Annotated in this window: 20 protein-coding genes and 1 pseudogene; 3 read left to right on the top strand and 18 right to left on the bottom strand. The window is 72.1% G+C overall.

The genetic code is table 11. The features are described 5' to 3' along the window. Positions 1–612, bottom strand: a pseudogene (locus ESO86_RS01950) (hypothetical protein); the annotation flags it as partial. Positions 613–782: 170 nt separating this feature from the next. Between ESO86_RS01950 and ESO86_RS18515 the strand changes: the two are divergent. Further along, entirely contained in the window at positions 783–1,214 is a 432-nt protein-coding gene (locus ESO86_RS18515) for a hypothetical protein (RefSeq protein ID WP_165307221.1), read from the top strand. A 58-nt stretch (positions 1,215–1,272) separates the two neighbouring features. Here the strand turns inward: ESO86_RS18515 and ESO86_RS01940 are convergent, their stop codons facing one another. Continuing rightward, complete coding sequence (locus tag ESO86_RS01940; RefSeq protein WP_129233213.1) at positions 1,273–3,309, bottom strand: PhoX family protein; 2,037 nt, start codon at positions 3,307–3,309, stop codon at positions 1,273–1,275. A gap of 233 nt (positions 3,310–3,542) precedes the next feature. Here ESO86_RS01940 and ESO86_RS01935 point away from each other — a divergent pair, with 233 nt between their 5' ends. Beyond that, positions 3,543–4,349, top strand: a complete 807-nt coding sequence (locus ESO86_RS01935; protein WP_129233212.1) for a DUF1206 domain-containing protein — start codon at positions 3,543–3,545, stop codon at positions 4,347–4,349. A 69-nt stretch (positions 4,350–4,418) separates the two neighbouring features. Here the strand turns inward: ESO86_RS01935 and ESO86_RS01930 are convergent, their stop codons facing one another. The 16 genes from ESO86_RS01930 to ESO86_RS01855 form a co-directional block, all read right to left on the bottom strand. Continuing rightward, positions 4,419–6,185 carry a proline--tRNA ligase gene (locus ESO86_RS01930; protein ID WP_207206980.1) on the bottom strand — a complete coding sequence of 589 codons (1,767 nt, stop codon included), beginning with the start codon at positions 6,183–6,185 and terminating at the stop codon, positions 4,419–4,421. A 69-nt stretch (positions 6,186–6,254) separates the two neighbouring features. Next, the gene (locus ESO86_RS01925; protein ID WP_129233211.1) at positions 6,255–6,440 is read right to left on the bottom strand and encodes a hypothetical protein; all 186 of its coding nucleotides are present in this window, start codon (positions 6,438–6,440) and stop codon (positions 6,255–6,257) included. A 98-nt stretch (positions 6,441–6,538) separates the two neighbouring features. Then, positions 6,539–7,669 (bottom strand): flavodoxin-dependent (E)-4-hydroxy-3-methylbut-2-enyl-diphosphate synthase, encoded by a 1,131-nt coding sequence (gene ispG, locus ESO86_RS01920; RefSeq protein WP_129233216.1) that lies wholly within the window; start codon positions 7,667–7,669, stop codon positions 6,539–6,541. A 91-nt stretch (positions 7,670–7,760) separates the two neighbouring features. Continuing rightward, positions 7,761–8,846: a YihY/virulence factor BrkB family protein gene (locus ESO86_RS01915; protein WP_129233210.1), complete on the bottom strand. Its 1,086-nt coding sequence runs from the start codon at positions 8,844–8,846 to the stop codon at positions 7,761–7,763. A 128-nt stretch (positions 8,847–8,974) separates the two neighbouring features. Beyond that, the gene (locus ESO86_RS01910) at positions 8,975–10,051 is read right to left on the bottom strand and encodes an alpha/beta fold hydrolase (protein WP_129233209.1); all 1,077 of its coding nucleotides are present in this window, start codon (positions 10,049–10,051) and stop codon (positions 8,975–8,977) included. 47 nt (positions 10,052–10,098) lie between these two features. Further along, positions 10,099–10,752 (bottom strand): CoA transferase subunit B, encoded by a 654-nt coding sequence (locus ESO86_RS01905; protein ID WP_207206979.1) that lies wholly within the window; start codon positions 10,750–10,752, stop codon positions 10,099–10,101. A gap of 1 nt (position 10,753) precedes the next feature. Beyond that, positions 10,754–11,527 (bottom strand): CoA transferase subunit A, encoded by a 774-nt coding sequence (locus ESO86_RS01900; RefSeq protein ID WP_129233208.1) that lies wholly within the window; start codon positions 11,525–11,527, stop codon positions 10,754–10,756. Positions 11,528–11,542: 15 nt separating this feature from the next. Further along, positions 11,543–12,454, bottom strand: coding sequence for an alpha/beta hydrolase (locus ESO86_RS01895; protein WP_242492156.1), 912 nt, complete (start codon positions 12,452–12,454; stop codon positions 11,543–11,545). Next, positions 12,451–13,197, bottom strand: a complete 747-nt coding sequence (locus ESO86_RS01890) for a 3-hydroxybutyrate dehydrogenase (protein ID WP_129233206.1) — start codon at positions 13,195–13,197, stop codon at positions 12,451–12,453. The genes ESO86_RS01895 and ESO86_RS01890 overlap by 4 nt, the downstream gene beginning before the upstream one ends. Then, the gene (locus ESO86_RS01885) at positions 13,194–13,856 is read right to left on the bottom strand and encodes a TetR/AcrR family transcriptional regulator (protein WP_129233205.1); all 663 of its coding nucleotides are present in this window, start codon (positions 13,854–13,856) and stop codon (positions 13,194–13,196) included. The genes ESO86_RS01890 and ESO86_RS01885 overlap by 4 nt, the downstream gene beginning before the upstream one ends. Beyond that, positions 13,853–15,400 carry a class I adenylate-forming enzyme family protein gene (locus ESO86_RS01880; protein ID WP_129233204.1) on the bottom strand — a complete coding sequence of 516 codons (1,548 nt, stop codon included), beginning with the start codon at positions 15,398–15,400 and terminating at the stop codon, positions 13,853–13,855. The genes ESO86_RS01885 and ESO86_RS01880 overlap by 4 nt, the downstream gene beginning before the upstream one ends. Beyond that, positions 15,393–16,481: a branched-chain amino acid ABC transporter permease gene (locus tag ESO86_RS01875; protein ID WP_129233203.1), complete on the bottom strand. Its 1,089-nt coding sequence runs from the start codon at positions 16,479–16,481 to the stop codon at positions 15,393–15,395. Before ESO86_RS01875 ends, ESO86_RS01880 begins: the two co-directional genes overlap by 8 nt. After that, on the bottom strand, positions 16,478–17,353 hold the full coding sequence (locus ESO86_RS01870; protein WP_129233202.1) for a branched-chain amino acid ABC transporter permease: 876 nt from the start codon (positions 17,351–17,353) through the stop codon (positions 16,478–16,480). Before ESO86_RS01870 ends, ESO86_RS01875 begins: the two co-directional genes overlap by 4 nt. After that, positions 17,353–18,081 carry an ABC transporter ATP-binding protein gene (locus tag ESO86_RS01865; protein ID WP_129233201.1) on the bottom strand — a complete coding sequence of 243 codons (729 nt, stop codon included), beginning with the start codon at positions 18,079–18,081 and terminating at the stop codon, positions 17,353–17,355. The genes ESO86_RS01870 and ESO86_RS01865 overlap by 1 nt, the downstream gene beginning before the upstream one ends. Beyond that, entirely contained in the window at positions 18,078–18,833 is a 756-nt protein-coding gene (locus ESO86_RS01860) for an ABC transporter ATP-binding protein (protein ID WP_129233200.1), read from the bottom strand. The genes ESO86_RS01865 and ESO86_RS01860 overlap by 4 nt, the downstream gene beginning before the upstream one ends. 46 nt (positions 18,834–18,879) lie before the next feature. Next, on the bottom strand, positions 18,880–20,079 hold the full coding sequence (locus ESO86_RS01855) for a substrate-binding domain-containing protein (protein WP_129233199.1): 1,200 nt from the start codon (positions 20,077–20,079) through the stop codon (positions 18,880–18,882). Between the two features lie 152 nt (positions 20,080–20,231). Here ESO86_RS01855 and ESO86_RS01850 point away from each other — a divergent pair. Further along, on the top strand, positions 20,232–21,383 hold a 1,152-nt coding region (locus ESO86_RS01850; protein WP_165307219.1), incomplete at its 3' end, for an acetyl-CoA C-acetyltransferase.

Below are 21,383 nucleotides of genomic sequence, written 5' to 3'. Positions count from 1 at the left end.
GAGCGCCGCGAGCGGCCAGGCGAGCCGACGACGCAGCGCCCGGTCGCCCCGCACGAGCCGGACCAGGCCGACGACGACGGATGCCGCGGGCAGCAGGAACACGATCGCGCTCACGGCGGCGATCCAGACGGGCAGGACGTCGGCGACCGGTCCGAGCATCGTGGTGCCGTCGAGGACCGCCGGGGTCGGTCCGGCCAACGCGGCGAGCACGGGGACGGCCACGCCGGCACCGAGGACGACGAGCGACCACGAGGGAGCGGGACCGTCGGGGTAGCCGGCGGCGAGGGGCACGAGCAGGCCGAAGCCGGCGACGAAGGCGATCTGGGAGCCGAGATGCCAGGCGAGGCCCGGTCCGGCATCGGCCAGCGCGAGCGCCGAGGCCGCCAGGGCCACGAGGTGCAGCACCCCGATCCCGGCGACGGTGGTGCACGTGAACGCGCTCGCTCGCCAGATCGGGCCGAGGAACCCGGCGAGCACGAACATCACGGGGACGATGAGCGTGGGGACGGTCTCGGCGAGCGGGAGCGGTGACGCGACCATCACCACGACCAGCGCGGCGCCGGCCGTCGCGGCGAGCACGACCGCACCGATCGCCGACCGCATCCGAGGCATGCCCGCAGTATCCCACCGATCGGCCGCGCACGATCGTGCGGTCGACCGCAGCGGTCGTGCGGTCCACCGCAGTGCGCTCGCACGGCGGGCCGCGAAAGGCTGGCGTCGCCGGGAACGACCCGGATCAGCCGACCCGCCGCCTGGTTCGCGGTCACGAGAGGGGAACGACCATGTCCACTGCCCAGACCGACCTCGGAGGCGCTGCCGGCGCAGGACGGGACGCCCATGCGGGCTCCGCCCCCGATCATCGCGCGCGGCGCGGCGCGCGCGTCCGGACCGGGCAGGCGATCCTCGTCGCCCTGTTCGCCGTCGCCGCGGTGTTCGCCGTGTCGGTCCTCTTCGCCGACGACCCGTTCCCGGCATCGGCGACCGTGCTCATCGCCTCCTTCGGAGCCCTTTCGGCCGTGCTCGGCGTCATCGCGGTGATCGGCGGGCTCGGCTCGCGGGTCGTCCGCATCGGCCTCTGGGCGTTCCCGCTCTTCTTCGTCTGGCACGTCGCCGCGCTCGGCACCTGGGTGCCCGACGCCGCGTTCGCGGTCGTCTCGGCCGTCGGCGTCGCGCTCGTCTCCGGACCGCCTGCGCAGCGACCCCGCCGGGCATGACGCAGGGGCGGTGACGGATGCCGCGGCATCCGTCACCGCCCCTGCGGACCGGGTCCGCTCAGCCCTTCCAGACCTGCACGACCGACGGGCGCGGCGCGGCCACCTTGTCGCCCGAGTGCGTCGCGACGTAGTCGGGGAAGTACGACGTCTGCGCGCCGACCGCACCGTTCTCGCCCGGGTGCTGCACCGCGACGAACACGAGGCCCTCGCGGTCGTGGATCACGGGGCCGCACGTCTCGGCCTCGCGCGGGACCGCGAGGAACTGCTGCACGTTCCCCCGCTGGTCGCCCTCGAGCGGCACCCGGAACAGGCCGTCGTTGTAGCCGATCGTGCTCGGGGCGCCGTCGGTCGAGATCCAGAGGTTGCCCTCGGAGTCGAACGCGACGTTGTCGGGGCACGAGATCGGCGAGACGAGCTCCTTCGGGAAGCCGGCGAAGTACGTGTAGTCGGTGACGGCGGGGTCGCCGCAGAGCAGCAGGATGCTCCAGCCGAAGGTCTCTCCGGCCTGGCCCGACGTCTCGGTGAGCTCGACGACGTGACCGTACCGGTTGCCGGTGATCGGGTTCACCTCGTCGAGGGTGGCGACCGTGCGACGGCTGTTGTTCGTCAGCGCGAGGTAGACCTTGCCGGTGAGCGGATTCGGCTCGACGTCCTCGGGGCGGTCCATCTTCGTGGCACCCATGAGGTCGGCGGCGAGGCGCGTGTAGACGAGGACCTGCTCGGTGGTCATGCCGGGAACGACGCTCTCGCCGCCGCGGGTGAGCGCGATCCACTCGCCGGTGCCGTCGAACGCCCCGTCCGAGGGCATGGCGCCGGTGCCGGTGATCTCGGCGGCCGGCGAATTGCCCGAGAAGCGCGCGACGAACAGGTCGCCCTCGCTGAGCAGCGTCATGTTCTTCCGACGCGCGCCCGTCGAGGTCGCCGCGGTGTACCGACCCTTCGAGACGAACTTGTACAGGTAGTCGTTCCGCTCGTCGTCGCCCATGTACGCCACGACGCGGCCGTCCTCGGCGATCGTGACGTTCGCGCCCTCGTGCTTGAAGCGGCCCATCGCGGTGTGCTTCTTCGGCGTGGACGTCGGGTCGCTCGGGTCGATCTCGACGATGTAGCCGAAGCGGTTCGGCTCGTTGACGTAGCGCGGGTCGTGCGCGTCGAAGCGCTCGTCGTACTGCTCCCAGCCGGTCTCCGTCGCCGTCGTCGAGCTGCCGCTGTAACGGCGCTGCTCCGCGGTGTCGGCGGCCCAGGCGAAGTAGCCGTTGAAGTTCTCCTCGCCCGAGAGGACGGTGCCCCACGGCGTGGTGCCGCCCGCGCAGTTGCCGAGGGTGCCCTTCACCCAGCGACCCTCGGGGTCGGCGGCCGTCGTGACGAGGTCGGAGCCGGCGGCCGGGCCGGTGAGCTCGAAGACGGACTCGACGGTGATCCGGCGGCTGCGTGCGCCGTCGACGACGTACTCCCACGGGTCGCCGACGCGGCGGCGCTTCACCTCGACGACGGCCATCCCCATCGCCGCCTTGTAGATCTCGCCGCGGCGGCGGCGCTCCTCGGGGTCGGTCGTCGGGGTGAACATGAGGTCGGGGTTCACGTACTCGTGGTTGGTGACGAGCACGCCGGTCTTGCCGGACGGGTCGGCGATGATGTCGAGGTAGTCGTTGTTGTAGCCGAACTGCCCGGCCTGGGCCTCGGCCGTCTGGTGATCGAAGTCGAACGCCGGCACCGAGGAGAACAGCGGGTCGCCCCAGCGGATGATCGGCTGCCAGCGGTAGCCGGCCGGAACGGTGAACGCGTCGACGGTCCGGTCGACGGGCGCGATCGGGCTGAACGAGAGACCTGCGGTGCCGGGCTTCGCCGCGAACGCGGGACCTGCGGAGCCGCCGGCCGCACCGCCGACCACGAGGCCGACCGCGCCCGCGACGCCGAGGCCGAGCACCGAGCGGCGCGAGATCGCCTGCGACGCGATGTCGCGGAAGTGGGCGTTCGAGGAGGTGTTGCACTCGGGGCCGAGGCACGCGTCGGCGCACTTGAGCCGGCAGGTCACCGGCGACCGCTTGCCGATCGCGTGCGAGACGGGCGTGAGACGGAGTTCGGGGATGGTCATGGAGGCTCCTCGTTCAGTGCGCGGCCGCCCGCGCGTCGGGCCGGAGGGACGCGCCGAGCCTGTCGGGTCGCCATGACCGGCGATCGAATCGACGGCGTCCGGCCGGTGAACGACCGGCGGACGCCGGGGAACGGACCGCCGGGCGCGCGCGGGCGACTACCACTCCCGATCAGCCGTGCGCAACCACGAGCGGCGACCTGCCGCGCACGCCCCGCCGTGGCTACGCTGAGCGGATGACGACCGATTCCGGAAAGGCCGCGGCCAACGCGGCGCAGAACTCCCGTGCGTTCCGAATCGCCGCGCGCGTCGGCTACGTGGTGCTCGGCATCGTGCACGTGGTCATCGGCGGAATCGCGATCTCGGTCGCGCAGGGCGCGGGCGGCGAGGCCGACCAGGGCGGCGCGATGCAGCAGCTTGCGAGCCTGCCCTTCGGCCTGGCGCTCCTCTGGCTGATCGCGCTCGGGCTGTTCGCCCTCGCGATCTGGCAGGTCACCGAGGCGTTCCTCGAGCGCGATCCGGACACCAAGAAGAAGTGGGGCCACCGGGTCAAGTACGTCGGGACCGCGGTCGCGTACGTGTCGATCGGCGCCACGTCGCTCGTGTACGCGCTCGGCGGCCGTTCCGACTCCGACCAGTCGTCGCAGGCGCTGACCGCGCAGCTCCTCGCGGCACCGGGGGGCGTCGTCCTCCTCGTCGTCGTCGGGCTCGTCATCGTCGGCATCGGCATCGCGTTCGTCTACCGCGGAGCGACGCAGCGCTTCGCGAAGCACCTCTCCCTGCCCGCCGATCCGGTGCGGAAGGGCGTGCTCACGCTCGGCACGGTCGGCTACGTCGCCAAGGGCATCGCGGTCGGCGTCGTCGGCGTCCTCCTGCTCGTGGCCTCGTTGACGCACGATCCGGAGAAGGCGGGCGGGCTCGATGCCGCATTGAAGAGCCTCGCCGAGCTGCCCTTCGGGACGATCCTGCTCTGGCTCGTGGGGGCCGGCCTGATCGTGTACGGGGCCTACTGCTTCGCCCGGGCGCGCTACGCGCGCATGTGAGGCGCCCGCGCAGTGCGAGGGCCGGTGCGGAGCATCCGCACCGGCCCTCGCCGCGTCAGTCGAGGCCGTTCAGCGGCCGAACGCCGCGCGCACGCCGTCGATCGGGACGCTCGTGCGCTCGCCCGTCGCACGATCCCAGATCTCGACGACGCCGTCGGCGACGCCTCGACCGGCGATCACGATCTTCGGCACGCCGATGAGCTCCGCGTCGGCGAACTTCACGCCGGGCGAGAGCTTCGGGCGGTCGTCGAACAGCACGTCGAGCCCGCCGGCCTCGAGCTCGGCGACGATTCGCTCGGCGGCCTCGAACGCCGCCTGGTCCTTGCCGGTCGCGAGCACGTGCACGTCGAAGGGCGCGACCGACGCGGGCCAGACGAGGCCCTTGTCGTCGTTGTGCAGCTCGGCGATGATCGCGAGGATGCGGGTCACGCCGATGCCGTACGAGCCCATCGTCACGGTCGCGAGCTTGCCGTTCTCGTCGAGCACCTTGAGCCCGAGCGCCTCGGCGTACTTCCGACCGAGCTGGAAGACGTGGCCGATCTCCATGCCGCGCGCCAGCTCGACGGGCCCCGAGCCGTCGGGCGCCGGGTCGCCCTCGCGCACGTTCGCCGCCTCGATCGTGCCGTCGGCGACGAAGTCGCGACCGGCGACGAGGCCGAAGACGTGCTTCTCGTCGAGGTTGGCGCCGGTGATCCACTCGGTGCCCTCGACGACGCGGGGGTCGACGAGGTAGCGGATTCCGGTCGACGAGTCGGCGCCGAGCACGGCGCCCTCGGGCGACCACGGGCCGATGTAGCCCTTCACGAGACCGGGGTTCCTCGCGAAGTCCTCCTCGGTCGCGGCCTCGACCTCGGCCGGCGCGAACGCGACCTCGACGCGCTTGGCATCGACCTCGCGATCGCCGGGAATGCCGACGACGACGATCTCGCGCGTGTGGTCGGGGTGCGTGAGCGCGAGCACGACGTTCTTCAGGGTGTCGGCCGCGGTCCAGTCGCGACCGTCGGGCCGCGGGTACTCGAGGTTCGCGAGGTCGACGAGCGTGGCGATCGTGGGCGTGTTCGGCGAGTCGAGCACCTCGGCCGCGGGGAGCCCGTCGAACGGGATCGGCTCGGGCGCGATCGTGGTGAACGCCTCGACGTTGGCCGCATAGCCGCCCGCCGAGCGCACGAAGGTGTCCTCGCCGACCGGCGTCGGGTGCAGGAACTCCTCGCTCTTGGAGCCGCCCATGGCGCCGGCATCCGCGTTCACGATGACGTAGTCGAGGCCGAGCCTCGTGAAGATGCGCTCGTACGCGTCGCGCTGCGCCTGGTACGACGCATCGAGCCCCGCGTCGGAGACGTCGAACGAGTAGGCGTCCTTCATCGTGAACTCGCGGCCGCGCAGGAGTCCCGCGCGCGGTCGCGCCTCGTCGCGGTACTTGTCCTGGATCTGGTAGATCGTGAGCGGCAGCTCCTTGTACGACGAGTACAGGTCCTTCACGAGCAGGGTGAAGACCTCCTCGTGCGTGGGCGCCAGCAGGTAGTCGGCGTCCTTGCGGTCCTTGAGCCGGAACAGGGCGTCGCCGTACTCGCTCCAGCGGCCCGTCTGCTCGTACGGCTCACGCGGCAGCAGTGCCGGGAAGTGCACCTCGTGCGCGCCGGCCGCCTCCATCTCCTCGCGCACGACGCGCTCGATCTTGGCCTTGACGCGCAGGCCGAGCGGCAGCCACGCGAACACGCCCGGCGCCTGGCGCCGGATGTAGCCGGCGCGCACGAGCAGCTTGTGGCTCGCGACCTCGGCGTCGGCGGGGTCTTCACGGAGCGTACGGAGGAAGAAGTTCGTCAGGCGTGTGGGCACCCGACGATTCTATGCAGGGCGGATGCCGCGGCCGTCGCCCGCCCGCTCGGCCGGCATCGCCCCGGAGGATCAGACGTTCCCGTCGAGGTCCTCCTCGTCCTCCATCGCGAACTCGTTCAGCTCGGTCTCCGCCGCGTCGGCATCGTCCGCTTCGCCGCCGGTCGGCTCCGGCGCATCGTCGGTCCCCTCGTGCAGGGTGCCCGTCCCGTCTGGGTACCCGGCCTCATCCGGGTACTCGTAGCCGTCTCCGCTCATCGCCGTCCTCCCTCGCGCGCCCTCCCGGCGCCGTCGGGCTCGACGGTAGCGGACGTGCCGGCGGGCCGACAGGGCCTTGCGACCGACTGGCCCGCGTCCTAGGGCGTGACGACCGTGGGCGAGCCGACGGGCGCGTCGACGCCCATCTCGGCCGCGATGCGGTTCGCCTCGGCGATGAGCGTCTCGACGATCTCGGCCTCGGGCACGGTCTTGATGACCTCGCCCTTGACGAAGATCTGCCCCTTGCCGTTGCCGGATGCCACGCCGAGGTCGGCCTCGCGGGCCTCACCGGGGCCGTTCACGACGCAGCCCATGACCGCGACCCGCAGGGGCACGCTCATGCCCTCGAGGCCGTCGGTGACGTCGTTGGCGAGCTTGTAGACGTCCACCTGGGCGCGGCCGCACGACGGGCACGAGACGATCTCGAGCTTGCGTTCGCGGAGGTTCAGCGACTGCAGGATCTGCAGGCCGACCTTGACCTCCTCGACCGGCGGTGCGGAGAGCGAGACGCGGATGGTGTCGCCGATGCCCTCGGAGAGCAGGATGCCGAACGCGGTCGCCGACTTGATCGTGCCCTGGAAGGCGGGTCCCGCCTCGGTGACGCCCAGGTGCAGGGGCCAGTCGCCCCGCTCGGCGAGCATGCGGTACGCCTTCACCATGACGATCGGGTCGTTGTGCTTGACCGAGATCTTGAAGTCGTGGAAGTCGTGCTCCTCGAACAGGCTCGCCTCCCAGACGGCCGACTCGACGAGCGCCTCCGGGGTCGCCTTGCCGTACTTCTGCAGCAGGCGCGGGTCGAGGGAGCCCGCGTTGACTCCGATGCGGATCGAGACGTCCGCCTCCTTCGCCCGGCGGGCGATCTCGCCGACCTGGTCGTCGAACTTGCGGATGTTGCCCGGGTTGACGCGCACGGCCGCGCAGCCCGCGTCGATCGCGGCGTAGACGTAGTTCGGCTGGAAGTGGATGTCGGCGATGACCGGGATCTGGCTCTTCTTCGCGATGATGGGCAGCGCCTCGGCGTCGTCGCGGCTCGGCACCGCGACGCGGACGATGTCGCAACCGGACGCGGTGAGCTCGGCGATCTGCTGGAGCGTCGCGTTGATGTTCGGCGTCGGCGTCGTCGTCATCGACTGCACGCTCACGGGAGCGTCGCCGCCGACGAGCACCTTGCCCACCTTGATCTGCCGCGACTTGCGCCGGGGCGCGAGGACTTCGGGGACCTTGGGCATTCCGAGATTCACTGCAGGCACGTCTGCCAGTCTATGGCGGCCTCGCTGGGCGGGGCCTCCATCGAACGGATGGCTCGGGCGGGCACGCCGGTCAGGGGCGACGCTCCTCACCGCGCTCGCCGGCGTGGTCAGGTTCCGTATCGTGCGGCTCTCGGATGCGACGACCGAGCTCGAGGTTGCGGCGGTGCCGCTCGGCGGCCTTCTCCATGCTGCGCGTGCCACGGGGCGGCATCCTGAGGCGCTCCTCGGCAGGGATCCCCGCCTGCAGCTGGCGAGTGCGCTCGAGCTCCGCGTTGAACTCGGCGCCGAGCAGCAGCGCGGCGTTCGTGATCCAGAGCCACAGCAGGAACACGACGATGCCCGCGAGCGATCCGTACGTGCGGTCGTAGTTGGAGAAGTTCGCGACGTAGAGCGCGAACCCGCCCGACGCCACGAGCATGAGGACGATGGCGATGAGCGCGCCGAGGCTGATCCAGCGGAATCTGGGCTGCCGGGCATTCGGAGTCGCGTAGTAGAGCAGGGCGACCACCATGACGACGACCGCCCCCAGCAGGGGCCACTTCGCGACGTCCCACACCATGCGCAGCGTCGCACCGACGCCGAGCGCCTCGCCGACGGCGTCCGCGACCGGACCGGAGACGACGAGGATCACGGCGACGATCGTCACGAGCAGGATGGCCCCGACTGTGATGAGGAGCTGGAACGGGCGCAGCTTCCAGAACGGCCGTCCCTCCTCGATCTCCAGGATGCGGTTCATGGCCCGGGTGAAGGCCGCGACGTAGCCGGAGGCCGACCAGAGCGCGATGACCAGGCCCGTGAGGAAGCCGATGGTCGCCGCCCGGGACCCCGCGAAGGCCCGCAGGGGCTCCTCGACCACCTCGAGCACCGGGCCGGGGGCGACCTGCTGCGCGAGGCCGAGGATCTCGCGGATGGCGCCGCCCTGTCCGATCAGGGCGAGCAGCGAGGTCACCGCGAGCAGCCCGGGGAAGACCGAGAGCGTCCCCCAGAACGTGAGCGCGGCCGCGGTGTCGAGGCATTCGTCGTCGATGAACTCGCGGAAGACGCGTCTCGCGAGGTAGCGCCACGCCCGTCGGGTGATCTGGAACGGCGAGGAGGGTTTGCGCGGATCCCGCGGGTCCGCCACGGGGGCGTCGTGGTCGAGTGGCGCGCCGATCATGCGTTCCTCCCTCGCAGGGCGTGGACCACCATCCTGCGCCCAAAGGCGTGCCTGCGGCAGGGGGTGGCGCGCAGGCGGGGGTGCACCCTCGGCGCACCCCCGCCTCACGACTCCGTCACGGCCGACGCTCAGTCGGCCGTCTCGTCGTTCCCCAGCACGTGCGCCACGAGTTCGGCGACGAAGCGCTCCGGCTCCTCGATGAGCGGCGAGTGCCCGCTCGCCTCGAACACGGCCTCGCGGTACGCGCCGCCCCGCTCGGCGTAGGTGTCGAGCACCGCGCGGGTCTGCGCGACCATGGGCTGCGCCGGCGCCACGTCCTCGCCCGGCCAGCCCGGGATCACGCCGAGCGCGCCGAGGTGGTTGAGGTCGAACAGCGACGTGTCGGAGACGATGACGTCGTTCGCGCCCCGGATCCACAGGATCGGCGGCTTGGCGTCGAGGTCGACGATGCCGCTCGCGTCGAACCGGGTCGGGGCCATCGTGTTGAGCACTCCGCGTGTGCCGGGCGCGAAGCCGGGCCAGTTCTCCGAGGCCTGCGCGTCGCCCGGGTAGTTGTCCTCGCCGACCGCGGTCGTGAGCATCGACTCGACCCAGCGGTCGTCGTGCTCGGACGCGAACCCTGGGGTCACGTACGTGCCGAGGTACACCGAGCGCGGCGACGACGGCGCGTCGGCGGTCCGGTCGCCGTCGCGCAGCCTGGCGATGAAGTCGGGGTTCGCTCCCCCGCCGCCCGAGCCGGCCGCATCCGGGGTCAGCAGCTTCCCCGCGGCATCCGTCGCCCCGAAGCCGAAGGGCGACACGGGGTTCACGAGCGTGACGGATGCCACGGGCAGCTCGTGCTCGAGCAGCGCCTGCAGCACGACGCCGCCGCCCATGCTCCAGCCGACCAGGTGCACCTCGTCGAGTCGGAGCGCGTCGACCACGGCCGCGACGTCCTCGGCGTAGTCGCCGAGGCCCCGCGTCGCGTCCACCGGCCGGACCTCGCTGCCGCCGAATCCGCGCAGGTCGACGGCGAGCGCTCGGACGTCCGGCGGGAGTGCGAGCATGGTCGGCTGCCAGAACAGCGACGACGACACGTTGCCGTGCACGAACAGCACGGTCGCGCGCGGAGCGTCGGCGTCCGCGGCGGGACGTTCGAGCACCTGCGCGGTGTAGCGCGGCGTCGCGAGCTCGTGCGCGACGATGCCGGGGAGGAAGTGGTCCATGTGGCGCTCCTTCGGGCCTTCGGGGTGGTGCGGGTGGTGCGGCTGGTCTAGGTCGTGAGTGCGGTGACGCCCGAGATGTCGAGCGCCGGCTGGGTCTTCTCGACGACCTCGTCGACGGTGACCCCGGGCGCGACCTCGACGAGCCTGAGTCCCTCGGGGGTCACGTCGATGACCGCGAGGTCGGTGATGATGCGGTCGACGACGCCCTTGCCGGTCAGCGGCAGCGAGCAGGCGTCGACGATCTTCGGCGAGCCGTCCTTGGCGACGTGCTCCATGAGCACGATGCGCTTGCGGGCGCCGTGCACGAGGTCCATCGCGCCGCCGGGCCCCTTGACCATCTTCCCCGGGATCATCCAGTTCGCGAGGTCCCCCGTCGCGGACACCTGCATGGCGCCGAGGATGGCCGCGTCCACCTTGCCGCCGCGGATCATGCCGAAGCTCGTCGCGGAGTCGAAGTAGGCCGCACCGGGGAGCACCGTCACGGTCTCCTTGCCGGCGTTGATGAGGTCGGGGTCGACCTGGTCCTCGGTCGGGTACGGCCCGACGCCGAGGATGCCGTTCTCCGACTGCAGCACGACGGTGACGCCGTCGGGCACGTAGTTCGGCACGAGCGTCGGCAGGCCGATGCCGAGGTTCACGTACGAGCCGTCCGTCAGCTCCTTCGCCGCGCGCGCGGCCATCTCGAGCCTGGTGAGCGCCATCTCAGTTCCCCTCTCGCACGGTGCGTCGTTCGATGCGCTTCTCGATGTCCGGGCCGACCTCGACGATGCGGTCCACGAAGATGCCGGGCAGGTGCACGGCGTCGGCGTCGATCTCGCCGGGCTCGACGAGCTCCTCGACCTCGGCGATGCAGATGCGGCCGGCCATCGCGCACAGCGGCGAGAAGTTGCGGGCCGACTTGTCGAAGACGAGGTTGCCGTGCCGGTCGCCCTTCATCGCGTGCACGAGCGCGAAGTCCGTCGTGATGGCCTCCTCGAGCACGAACTCGTTCTCCTCGCCGCGCATCGTGAACGTCTGCACGGGCTTCGGCTTCGACGCGACGGCGATCGATCCGTCGGCGGCGTACTTCTGGGGCAGTCCGCCCTCGGCGACCTGCGTGCCGACCCCGGTCTGGGTGAAGAACCCGGCGATGCCGGCGCCGCCCGCCCGGAGCTTCTCGGCGAGCGTGCCCTGCGGCGTCAGCTCGAGCTCGAGCTCGCCCGACAGGTACTGCCGCTCGAACTCCTTGTTCTCGCCGACGTACGACGAGGTCATCTTGCGGATCAACCCCGCCCCGAGCAGCACCCCGAGGCCCCAGTCGTCGACGCCGCAGTTGTTCGACACGACCGACAGGTCGCCGACCCGGCGCTCGAGCAGCGCCTGGATCAGCACCATGGGGATGCCGCAGAGCCCGAACCCGCCGACGGCGAGCGACGCGCCGTCCGGGATGTCGGCGACCGCCTCCGCGGCCGATCCGACGGTCTTGTCCAGTGTCATCGTGTGACCTCCTCGTCAACGCGTCCCGACGGATGCCGCGGCGTCGGCCTCGGCCAGTCGCGGTGCGACGACCGCGGCGACCCGGGCCGCGCCCGCATCCGTCATGACGATGGTGTAGTGGTTGAGCTCCGCGACCTCGGTGACGCGGAGCGCCGGCATCCGTTCTGCGGTCGCCGCCACCCGTTCGGCAGGGTACAGCCCCTCGGGCTGGTCGAGCATCCCGCGCTCCGCGCGGAGGAAGTCGACGGGGGCGGGAAGCCCCAGCAGGTCATCGAGGTAGCCATCGCCGCCGTCGAGCTCGAGCACGTTCTGGGCGACCGCCTCCGCGACCGACGAGCTGCGCAGCTCGGGCTCCGAGCCGACGAGGTCGTAGGCGACGTAGTCGGCGACCCGCTCGTCCCAGGCCGGCCCGATCGCCGGATGCGCCTTCCAGAAGTCGGCGTACGCGGCGTGGTCGGCGAAGCGCATCTCGAGCCGCGCGATGGCCGGGCCGAGCACGGCGGCCGCGACCTGCTCCGGGTCCAGTCCCTCGGGGTGCGGGATCGGCAGGCCGCCGTCAACGAGCACGACGCCCGCGACTCGGTCGGGGTGGGACGCCGCGAGCCGGACCGTCACGAACGCGCCCATCGAGTGCCCGACCACGAACGCGCGCTCGATGCCGAGCGCGTCGAGCACGCGCAACTGGTCGTCGGCATGGTCGCGCAGCGACCAGGGGCCGGGCAGGTCGGCGGAGCGGCCGCGTCCACGGAGGTCGGGTGCTGCGATGCGCCGATCCGGCAGCGCCGCGGCGACGTGGTGCCACGCGCGATGGCTCGCGGTGATGCCGTGGATCGCGAGCACCGGCGTGCCGGTGGCGTCCGCCCGCCACTGGCCGCCGGCGAGGTCGCCGCCGCGGACCGGTGCGGAGAACGGTTCGGGTCCGGTCATCGGGCGCTCCATCCGCCGTCCATGGTGTAGCTCGCGCCGGTCACCATGCGAGCGTCGTCGCTCGCGAGCCAGCGCACGAGGCTCGCCACCTCCGACGGCTCGACGAGCCGCTTGATGGCGGACTCGGTCAGCATCACCTGCTCGACGACGTCCTCCTCCCGGATGCCGTGCACCTTCGCCTGGTCGGCGATCTGCTTCTCGACGAGCGGCGTGCGCACGTAGCCGGGGTTCACGCAGTTCGACGTGACGCCGTGCGGGCCGCCCTCGAGCGCCGTCACCTTCGAGAGGCCCTCGAGGCCGTGCTTCGCTGCGACGTACGCCGACTTGTACGGAGAGGCGCGCAGCCCGTGCACGCTCGACAGGTTGACGACGCGGCCCCAGCCGCGCTCGTACATGCCGGGCAGCGCGGCGCGGATCAGCAGGAACGGCGCCTCGAGCATGATCCGCAGCAGCAGCGAGAACCGCTCGGGCTCGAACGCCTCGATCGGTCGGACGTGCTGGATGCCGGCGTTGTTGACCAGGATGTCGGCCTCGAGGGCGAGGTCGGCGAGCGCCGCGGTGTCGCCGAGGTCGACCTGCCACGCCTCGCCGCCGATCCGCTCGGCCACCGCTTCGGCGGCCTCGCCGTTCAGGTCGGCGATGGTCACCTGCGCGCCCGCCTCGGCGAACGCCTCCGCGCACGCGAGGCCGATACCGCTCGCTCCCCCCGTGACGATCGCGCGCCGTCCGGCCAGTCCGGTCATGAGTCCTCCCCTTCGCCGCGGCGGTCGCCCCGTCCCAGGGCGCCGCCGATGAATCGCATCATCTCGTCGAGCACGTGCTCGGGGACCGCGTCGGTGCCCGACGCGGTCGGGTCGGCGTCGTCGCCGGGTCCGCCCGCGCCGTTGCCCCAGAGCACCCAGCGCATGCCGATCATCTCGCCGATGCCCATGAGCGCCCACGCGGCCACCGTCGGATCGATGTCCGAGATCTCGCCGTCGAGCTGCGCCTGGCGCAGGCCGTCGATGTAGCCCTCCACGATGCGCGTGTAGTGCAGGCGCAGCGCGCCGGGCGAGACGAACTCCGCCTCCCGTACGACCCGGTACAGCGCCGGGTGCTCGGCGGTGAACCGGAAGAACGCGGCGAAGCCCTCGCGCTCGGCCTCGAGCCGGGTCGTCGCGCCACGCGCGCCCTCGCTCATCGCCTGCCGCACCCGGTGGTTCAGGTCCTCGACGAGCTCGTCGAACACGTCGAGCTTCGAGTCGAAGTACAGGTAGAACGTGCCCTGGCCGACGCCCGCCCGTTCGGTGATCCGCGAGACGGATGACTCGGTGTACCCGTGCTCGGCGAACACGTGCTCGGACGCCTCGAGGATCCGCCGGCGCGTCTGCTCGCCGCGCGCGGTGCGCGGTGCGGCGCTCATGCGTCCGCTCCCTCGGCCAGGCGCGCCGCCCGCTCGGCGAGCACACGGCGGAGGGTCTTCGCCGCCGTCGATCGCGGGATCTCGTCGATGAAGCGGATGTCGCGCGGGACCTTGTAGCCCGCGAGCGAGGCTCGCGCGAACTCCGCGAGCTCTGCGGCATCCGTGATCGCACCCGGTCGGAGCACGACCCACGCCGACCCGGCCTCGCCCCACCGGTCGTCGGGCACCCCGACGACCGCGACGTCGGCGACCGCGGGATGCGCGATGAGCACCGATTCGACCTCGGCGGGCGAGACGCCCTCCCCGCCCGAGATGTAGACGTCGGTCAACCGGTCGATGATCGTGAAGTAGCCGTCCTCGTCGCGACGCACGAGGTCCCCCGTGTGCAGCCGGCCGTCGCGGAGTGCCGCGGCCGTGGCGTCCGGGTCGCGGAAGTACCCGGCGAACACGCCGGGCCCCGAGACCAGCAGCTCTCCCTCGGCCGCTCCGTCGAGGAGCTCCCCGGTCGCCGGATCGGCGACCTCGACGTCGACGTGCGCGTAGGGCAGCCCGGCCGAGCCGACGCGCTCGCGGGCCTCGCGGTCGGGCAGGCAGAGCACGTTCGGCGACGCCTCGGTGAGCCCGTAGCCCTGCGTGAGGGCGACGCCCCTGGCATGCCAGGTGCGCAGCAGCGCCGGCGGCATGGGCGCCCCGCCGACGACGGCGTGCCCGAGGCTCGAGAGATCGGTGTGCACGAAGTCCGGATGCTGCGCGAGGAACAGGTAGTTGGCCGGGACGCCCATCATCGTCGTGATCCCGCGCTCGGCGACGAGCCGCAGCACGCGGCCCGGGTCGAAGGTCCGCTCGAGCACCACGGTCGCACCCGACCACCAGGCGAGCAGCGGCTGGATGTTCCACCCGCCGACGTGGAACTGCGGCATGACGGCGAGCACGACGTCGTGCTCGGCGATCGCGATGGTCTTCGACAGCGACAGGTTCGTCCAGAAGCAGTTCGCGTGCGTGAGCATCGCGCCCTTCGGCCGCGAGGCGGTGCCCGAGGTGAACACGATGAGCAGCGTGTCGTCGTCGCGCACGTCGGTCCGCGTCGTCGGCGCCTCCGCGCGCGCGCCCGGATGGGGCACCTGCTGCTCGACGCCGTGCGCGCCGAGCGCCGCGACCGGGATCCGCCGGGCGAGCCGGCCGAGCGTCGCCCGCGAGAGCGTCTGGAACTCGTCCTCGACGAGGAGGATCACCGGATCGGCGATCTCGAGCTGCTCCGAGAGCTCGCGGGGCGACAGGCGCCACGAGAGCGGCACGAGCACGAGCCCCGCCTTGGCGCACGCGAAGAACAGCACGACGTGGTCGGCGCTGTTGCCGGTGATCGTCGCGACACGGTCGCCGATCGCGTAGCCGGCCGCTCGGAAGGCCGCGGCCAACCGCTCGGCGCGCTCGTCGAGCTCGCGGTAGCTGATCGCGACGCCGCGGTCGTCGATCGCGGTCGCGTCGGGTGTCGTGCGGGCGCGGTCCGAGGTCCACCGGCCCAGCGTGCAGGCTCCGTCAGGCATCCACCGTCTCCTCCGGCTCGGCCGGGTGCTGCTTGCGGCCCGTGGCGATGCGGGCGGGCAGCCCCGCGATGCCCCCCGGGAGGAACAGCACCACGAGGACGAACAGCGTCCCCAGGATGAAGAGCGGCTCGGACAGCGGGACCCGGAGGATGTCGGGCAGGGCGGCGATCGCGTCCGACCCGGCGAGCGCCGTGAGGCGCTGGTCGAGCAGTGTGTAGACGATACCGCCGACGATCGCGCCCCACCGGGCGCCCACTCCGCCGAGCACCACGATGACGAGGAGCGTCAGCGTGAAGTCGGCCGTCGCGATGCGCGGCGCCGCACCGGACTGCAGCAGGAGGTAGCCCATGCCCGCGACCGACGCGAGGACGGAGGCCGCGATGAACACGAGGAGCTTCACGTTGTACGGGCGCAGGCCGATGACCCGCACGCGGAGCTCGTTCTCGCGGATCGCCTCGGCGACGTGTCCCGCACGGCTCTTCTCGACCGACAGCACGATCAGGTAGACGAGGACGAGGATGCCGAGCGCGACCCAGTAGAGGTTGCGGGTGTCCACCACGCCGACCAGCTCGGGCGGGACGTGCGCGGTGTCGAGGGCGAGCCCCTCGTCGCCGCCCGTCGCGCTGCCCGGGTTGCGGCGGATCAGCACCGACCCGGCTTGGGCGAACGCGAGCGTCACCATCGCGAACGAGATCCCGGTGACCCGCAGCGCGAGCGCCCCGACGGTCGCGGCGAGCACGAAGCCGAGCACGAGCGTCACGGCGATCGCGACGGTGAAGACGAGGGCGCTCGGCCACTCGGCGGGACCGAAGGCCTCGAGCGTCATCGCGAGCCCGTACGCGCCCGCGGCGAAGAACAGCGCGTGGCCGAACGAGAGGAGGCCGGCGAGGCCGAACATCATGCGGTAGGTGAGCGCCAGCGCCGCGATCAGCAGCGCGAACGCGAGCAGCTGCAGCGTGCCGGGCGTGTAGGTCGGCCCGGGCAGGACGCCCGGGACGTCGATGGCCAGCAGGGGCAGGATCGCGAGTGCGACGACGAGCAGGATGCCGCCGATGACGAGGCGGAGCGACTTGGCGGTCATGCGGCCTTCCCCATGAGTCCACGCGGGCGGATGAGCAGGACGGCGGCGAGGAGGACGACGACGACCAGGTCGCCGGTGCCGCCGAGGTAGAAGTTCGCGAACTGCTGCAGCACGGCCACGAGCACCGAGGCGATCGCGGCGCCGGTGAGCGAGCCGAGCCCGCCGATGACGGTGACGATGAACGCGAAGATGAGCAGCACCGATCCGAGGTGGGCCGAGACGTAGCCGTAGTACACGGACGCCAGGACCCCGCCGAGCCCGGCGGCGGCGCCGCCGATCGCGAACACGAGCGTGAACGAGCGGCGGACGTCGATGCCGAGGGCGGTCACCATGTGCCGGTTCTCGACGCCGGCGCGGATGATGAGGCCGTACCGGGTCCTGCGGAGGAACAGCACGATGCCGCCGAGCACGAGCGCCGCGCACGCGATGAGCAGGAACCGGTCGTTCGGGATGCGGGCGCCGAGGATCTCGGTGGTCTGGGTGAGCCAGGCCGGCCGGTCGGTGTAGATCGGGTCGGTGCCCCAGATCCCCTCGAACAGGGCGACCGCGGCGAGCGAGATCCCGACGGTGACGAGCGCCTGCTCGATGTGCCGCTCGTAGAGGCGGCGGATGATGAGCACCTCGGTCAGCACCGCGACGGTCGCGCCGACGAGGATGCCGACGAGCGCGGAGATCGCGAGGCCCGTCCAGGTGCCGTCGGAGATCCGGCGGCCGGCCTCCCAGCCGAGGAACGCGGCGATCGTGAGGAACGCGCCGTGGGCGAAGTTCAGCACGCCCATGAGGCCGTAGATGAGCGAGAGCCCGCTCGCGACCAGGAAGTAGAGGGCGCCGAGGCCGAGGCCGGTGATGAGCAGGAGGACCAGGGTGTCCATCAGGCGGCCTCCCGTTCGTCGTGCACGCCGAGGAACCGCTGCACGCGGTCGTGGTCGTCGAGGAGTTCCTCGGCCGGGCCGGTGAAGACGACGCGGCCCGAGGAGAGCACCACCACGCGCTCTGCGAGGCGGCGGACGACGAGCAGGTTCTGCTCGACGAGGAGGATCGGGGCCGTGCGCGCGGCCTCCGCGAGTGCGTCGGCGACCTCGTCGACGATGCGCGGCGCGAGTCCCTTGGTCGGCTCGTCGACGAGCAGCAACCGGTTCTCGTTCACCAGTGCCCGGGCGAGCGAGACCATCTGCTGCTGGCCGCCGGAGAGCGTGCCCGCGCGCTGCTCGCGTCGCGCCTCGAGGTCGGGGAAGAGGGATGCCACGAGTTCGCGCCGCGGTGAGCGGTCGCGCTCGGCGAGCCGCAGGTTCTCGGCCACGGTGAGCGAGCCGAAGACCTCGCGGTCCTCGGGCACGTACGCGACGCCGCGCTGCACGATGCGGTGGGTGGGCGCCCGGTCGATGCGCTCGCCCGCGAGGCGCACCTCGCCGGTGCGGTCGATCAGGCCGAGGATCGACTTGATCGTCGACGTCTTGCCGACGCCGTTCCGGCCGAGGAGCGCGGTGACCCCGGTCGCGGGGACGTCGAACGAGACGTCCTCGACGACCTGCTGGCCGGCGATGCGGCCGTAGAGGTTCCGGACGCTCAGGATGGGTTCGTCCGCGACGGGCCCGCTCATGCGGCGGACCCGAGGTAGGCGGATTGGACGGTGGGGTTCGCCATGACGGCCTCCGGGGAGTCTGCGGCGAGCAGTTCGCCGTGGTGCATGACGGCGACCCGGTCGGCGAGACCGAGGACGACGTCCATGTGGTGCTCGACCATGAGCACGGTGCGCCCGCCGCGATGGAGCCCGCGGATGACCTCGGTGAGCGCGGGGACGTCGGCGGAGCCGACGCCCGCCATGGGCTCGTCGAGGAGGATCACGCGGGGCTCCATCGCGATGAGCATCGCGATCTCGACCTTCCGCTTCTCGCCGTGCGAGAGCCCCGAGGCGCCGGCGTCGGCGCGCTGCGCCATGCCGACCTCCTCCAGGGCTGCGAGTGCTCGCCGTGTGGCGGCATCCGTGCGCCGCGGGGTGCGGAACACGGATGCCGCGCGGCCCTCGCGCACCTGGGCCGCCAGCCGCACGTTCTCGAGCACGTCGAGCGCCGGGAAGAGGCTCGAGGTCTGGAACGTGCGGCCGAGGCCGGCCGCGGCGCGCCGGTGCACCGGCTGGGTGGTCACGTCGGCGCCGGCGAGGCGCACGGCGCCCTCCGTCGGTCGCAGGATGCCGGAGACGATGTTGAAGAGCGTCGTCTTGCCGGCGCCGTTCGGGCCGATGACGCCGAGCATCTCGCCCTCGGGCACGCTGAGCGACACGTCCTTGAGGATGTGGGCTCCGCCGATCCGGAGGGTGACGTGCTCGAGTTCGAGCGCCGCGTGGTCGGTCATGATCGCGTGTGCTTCCGTTCCTGGTCGGTTCGGGTGGGTGGTGCGGTCAGCCGGCGACCGGCGGGGCGACGGTCTCGGCGTCGATCGTCTCGATGAGCTCCGGGGCCCATCCGTCGGCGCCCTCGACGAGGTTCACCTGGTACATCGGCTGGATGAGGGCGTGGTCCTCGGCGCGGACGGTGACCTCGCCCTTGACCGACTCGAAGGTCCAGCCCTCGAGCGCCTCGATCATGGCGTCGACGTCGTCGCCGCCCTCGCGCACGGCCTGCACGATCATCTGGGCGGCCACGAACCCGTCGACCGAGAACAGGTCGGGCGTGGCGCCGGCCTCCTCCAGGCGGGTGATCATCTCCTCCTCGATGTCCGTGCCCGCGGCGCCGCCGAAGTAGTGGTTGAGGAACGAGATGTCGGCCGACGCGTCGCCGTAGGCCTGGTATGTGGCGACGTCGCCGAGGCCGGTGACGACCGGTGCGGCGTCGAAGACGCCCTGCTGCTGCAGCGCGGTCCACATGGCGCCCGAGGAGGCGCCGGCCCAGGCGACGAAGACGAGGTCGGGCTGCGCGTCGATGAGCTGCTGCGCGAACGGGGTGAACTCGGTCGCGTCCTCGGCGACGAGCACGCCCTGCACCTCGGCGCCCTGGCCGCCGAGCACGGCCTCGACGCCCGCGAGGTTGCCCTGGCCGAACGCCGTGTCCTGGGCGAAGACGACGACCTTCTTGCCGGCGGGGTCGCCGATGAACGTCCCGGCGGTGGCGACGTCCTGGTAGGTCTGGCGGCCCGAGCGGAACGTGTAGTCGTTCACGCCGGTGATGGCGTCGGCGGCCGCGGGGCCCGAGATGTAGAGGATCTCGTTCTGCTCGGCCTGCTCGGCGAGCGAGAGCGCGATGCCGGAGGCGACCGTGCCGGCGAGGACCTTGGTGCCCTGGCCGATGAGGTCCTTGGCCTTGGCGACCGCGGTGTCGGGGTTGCCCTGGTCGTCCTCCCAGGTGATCTCGAGCTCGCGGCCGTCGACCTCCCCGGTGCCGTCCGTGGCGTAGTCGAGGCCGGCCTCGAAGCCCGCGACGTACGCCTCGCCGTATGCGGCGAGCGGACCGGTCTCGGACGTGATCATGCCGATGGCGACCGGAGCGGTCTCAGCCCCGTCGGCGTCGCCTCCCCCGGCGGCGGTGGTCGGTGCGCAACCGGCCAGGGTGAGCGCCGCGGCGGCGACGAGCGCCGGCGCGAGGTACTTCGGTGTAACTCGCATGCTGTGAGCCTCTCTGAGTGACGACGGTGTCAGAACCTGACAGGTGGTTCAGGTCTCAGGAACGTACACTAGAGTCGATCGCGCACGACGCGCAACCCGGATCGGCGCACCGACCCCGTGCACCGACGCAGAGACGAAGGAGTCCCACCGAAATGAGCTTTCCCGACGTCGTCATCGTCGCCGGCGCCCGCACGCCGTTCGGCCGCATCGCCGGCAACCTGGGCAGTCGAACCGCCGTCGAACTCGGCACCGTCGCCATCCGCGGCGCCCTCGAGAAGGCCGGGGTCTCCCCCGACGACGTCGACGCCGTGATCATGGGCCAGGTGCTCCAGGCCGGCGCCGGCCAGAACCCCGCCAAGCAGTCCGCGGTCGCGGCCGGCATCCCGTGGCGCGTGCCCGCGATCACGCTGAACAAGGTGTGCCTGTCGGGCCTGGTCGCGGTGACGGATGCCGCGCGGCTGATCCGCCTCGGCGAGGCCGAGGTCGTCGTCGCCGGCGGCCAGGAGTCCATGACCAACGCGCCGCACCTGCTCCCCGGGTCCCGGAAGGGGCACATGTACGGCAGCGTCGAGCTGCTCGACCACACCGCCGCCGACGGCCTCACCGACGCGTTCGACCACGAGTCGATGGGCGCCTCGACCGAGCGCTTCAACGAGCGCTACGGGCTCGGCCGCGCCGAGCAGGACGAGATCGCGGCGGCCTCGCACGTGCGCGCCGGCCGCGCGCAGGCCGACGGCGTGTTCGACGACGAGATCGTGCCCGTCGAGATCCCCCAGCGCAAGGGCGACCCCGTCGTCGTCACGACGGACGAGGGCGTGCGCCCCGACTCCACGCCCGAGACGCTGTCGAGGCTCCGGCCCGCCTTCGCCGAAGGCGGTGCGATCACCGCCGGCAACTCCTCGCCGATCTCCGACGGCGCCGCGGCCGTCGTGGTCGCGAGCCGTGCCTGGGCCGAGGAGCGGGGCCTGCCGTGGCTCGCGCTGGTCGGAGCATCCGGCCAGGTCGCCGGGCCCGACAACTCGCTGCACTCGCAGCCCTCGAACGCCATCGCAGCCGCGCTCGACCGGGCCGGCTGGCAGGCCGGCGACCTCGACCTGGTCGAGATCAACGAGGCCTTCGCCGCGGTGTCGCTGCAGTCGATGAAGGACCTCTCCCTCGATCCCGACACCGTCAACATCCACGGCGGGGCCATCGCGCTCGGCCACCCCATCGGCGCGTCCGGAGCCCGCCTGGCGCTGCACGCCGCGCTCGAACTCGCCCGGCGCGACGGCGGCAGGGCGGCCGTGGCACTGTGCGGCGGCGGC

It is taken from the genome of Agromyces binzhouensis (assembly GCF_004135055.1).
In the GTDB taxonomy this organism is placed as follows: domain Bacteria; phylum Actinomycetota; class Actinomycetes; order Actinomycetales; family Microbacteriaceae; genus Agromyces; species Agromyces binzhouensis.
The sequence above is the reverse complement of the archived record's forward strand: the minus strand, read 5'-3'. Positions and strand labels throughout refer to the sequence as shown.

Coding starts and splice junctions, on each gene's coding strand:
- ispG (WP_129233216.1), bottom strand. CDS start 7,669: ATGCCCAAGGTCCCCGAAGTCCTCGCGCCCCGGCGCAAGTCGCGGCAG.
- ESO86_RS01860 (WP_129233200.1), bottom strand. CDS start 18,833: ATGACCGACCACGCGGCGCTCGAACTCGAGCACGTCACCCTCCGGATC.
- ESO86_RS01880 (WP_129233204.1), bottom strand. CDS start 15,400: ATGCCTGACGGAGCCTGCACGCTGGGCCGGTGGACCTCGGACCGCGCC.
- ESO86_RS18515 (WP_165307221.1), top strand. CDS start 783: ATGTCCACTGCCCAGACCGACCTCGGAGGCGCTGCCGGCGCAGGACGG.
- ESO86_RS01935 (WP_129233212.1), top strand. CDS start 3,543: ATGACGACCGATTCCGGAAAGGCCGCGGCCAACGCGGCGCAGAACTCC.
- ESO86_RS01875 (WP_129233203.1), bottom strand. CDS start 16,481: ATGACCGCCAAGTCGCTCCGCCTCGTCATCGGCGGCATCCTGCTCGTC.
- ESO86_RS01885 (WP_129233205.1), bottom strand. CDS start 13,856: ATGAGCGCCGCACCGCGCACCGCGCGCGGCGAGCAGACGCGCCGGCGG.
- ESO86_RS01905 (WP_207206979.1), bottom strand. CDS start 10,752: ATGGCGCTCACCAGGCTCGAGATGGCCGCGCGCGCGGCGAAGGAGCTG.
- ESO86_RS01915 (WP_129233210.1), bottom strand. CDS start 8,846: ATGATCGGCGCGCCACTCGACCACGACGCCCCCGTGGCGGACCCGCGG.
- ESO86_RS01870 (WP_129233202.1), bottom strand. CDS start 17,353: ATGGACACCCTGGTCCTCCTGCTCATCACCGGCCTCGGCCTCGGCGCC.
- ESO86_RS01855 (WP_129233199.1), bottom strand. CDS start 20,079: ATGCGAGTTACACCGAAGTACCTCGCGCCGGCGCTCGTCGCCGCCGCG.
- ESO86_RS01865 (WP_129233201.1), bottom strand. CDS start 18,081: ATGAGCGGGCCCGTCGCGGACGAACCCATCCTGAGCGTCCGGAACCTC.
- ESO86_RS01890 (WP_129233206.1), bottom strand. CDS start 13,197: ATGACCGGACTGGCCGGACGGCGCGCGATCGTCACGGGGGGAGCGAGC.
- ESO86_RS01925 (WP_129233211.1), bottom strand. CDS start 6,440: ATGAGCGGAGACGGCTACGAGTACCCGGATGAGGCCGGGTACCCAGAC.
- ESO86_RS01895 (WP_242492156.1), bottom strand. CDS start 12,454: ATGACCGGACCCGAACCGTTCTCCGCACCGGTCCGCGGCGGCGACCTC.
- ESO86_RS01940 (WP_129233213.1), bottom strand. CDS start 3,309: ATGACCATCCCCGAACTCCGTCTCACGCCCGTCTCGCACGCGATCGGC.
- ESO86_RS01910 (WP_129233209.1), bottom strand. CDS start 10,051: ATGGACCACTTCCTCCCCGGCATCGTCGCGCACGAGCTCGCGACGCCG.
- ESO86_RS01900 (WP_129233208.1), bottom strand. CDS start 11,527: ATGACACTGGACAAGACCGTCGGATCGGCCGCGGAGGCGGTCGCCGAC.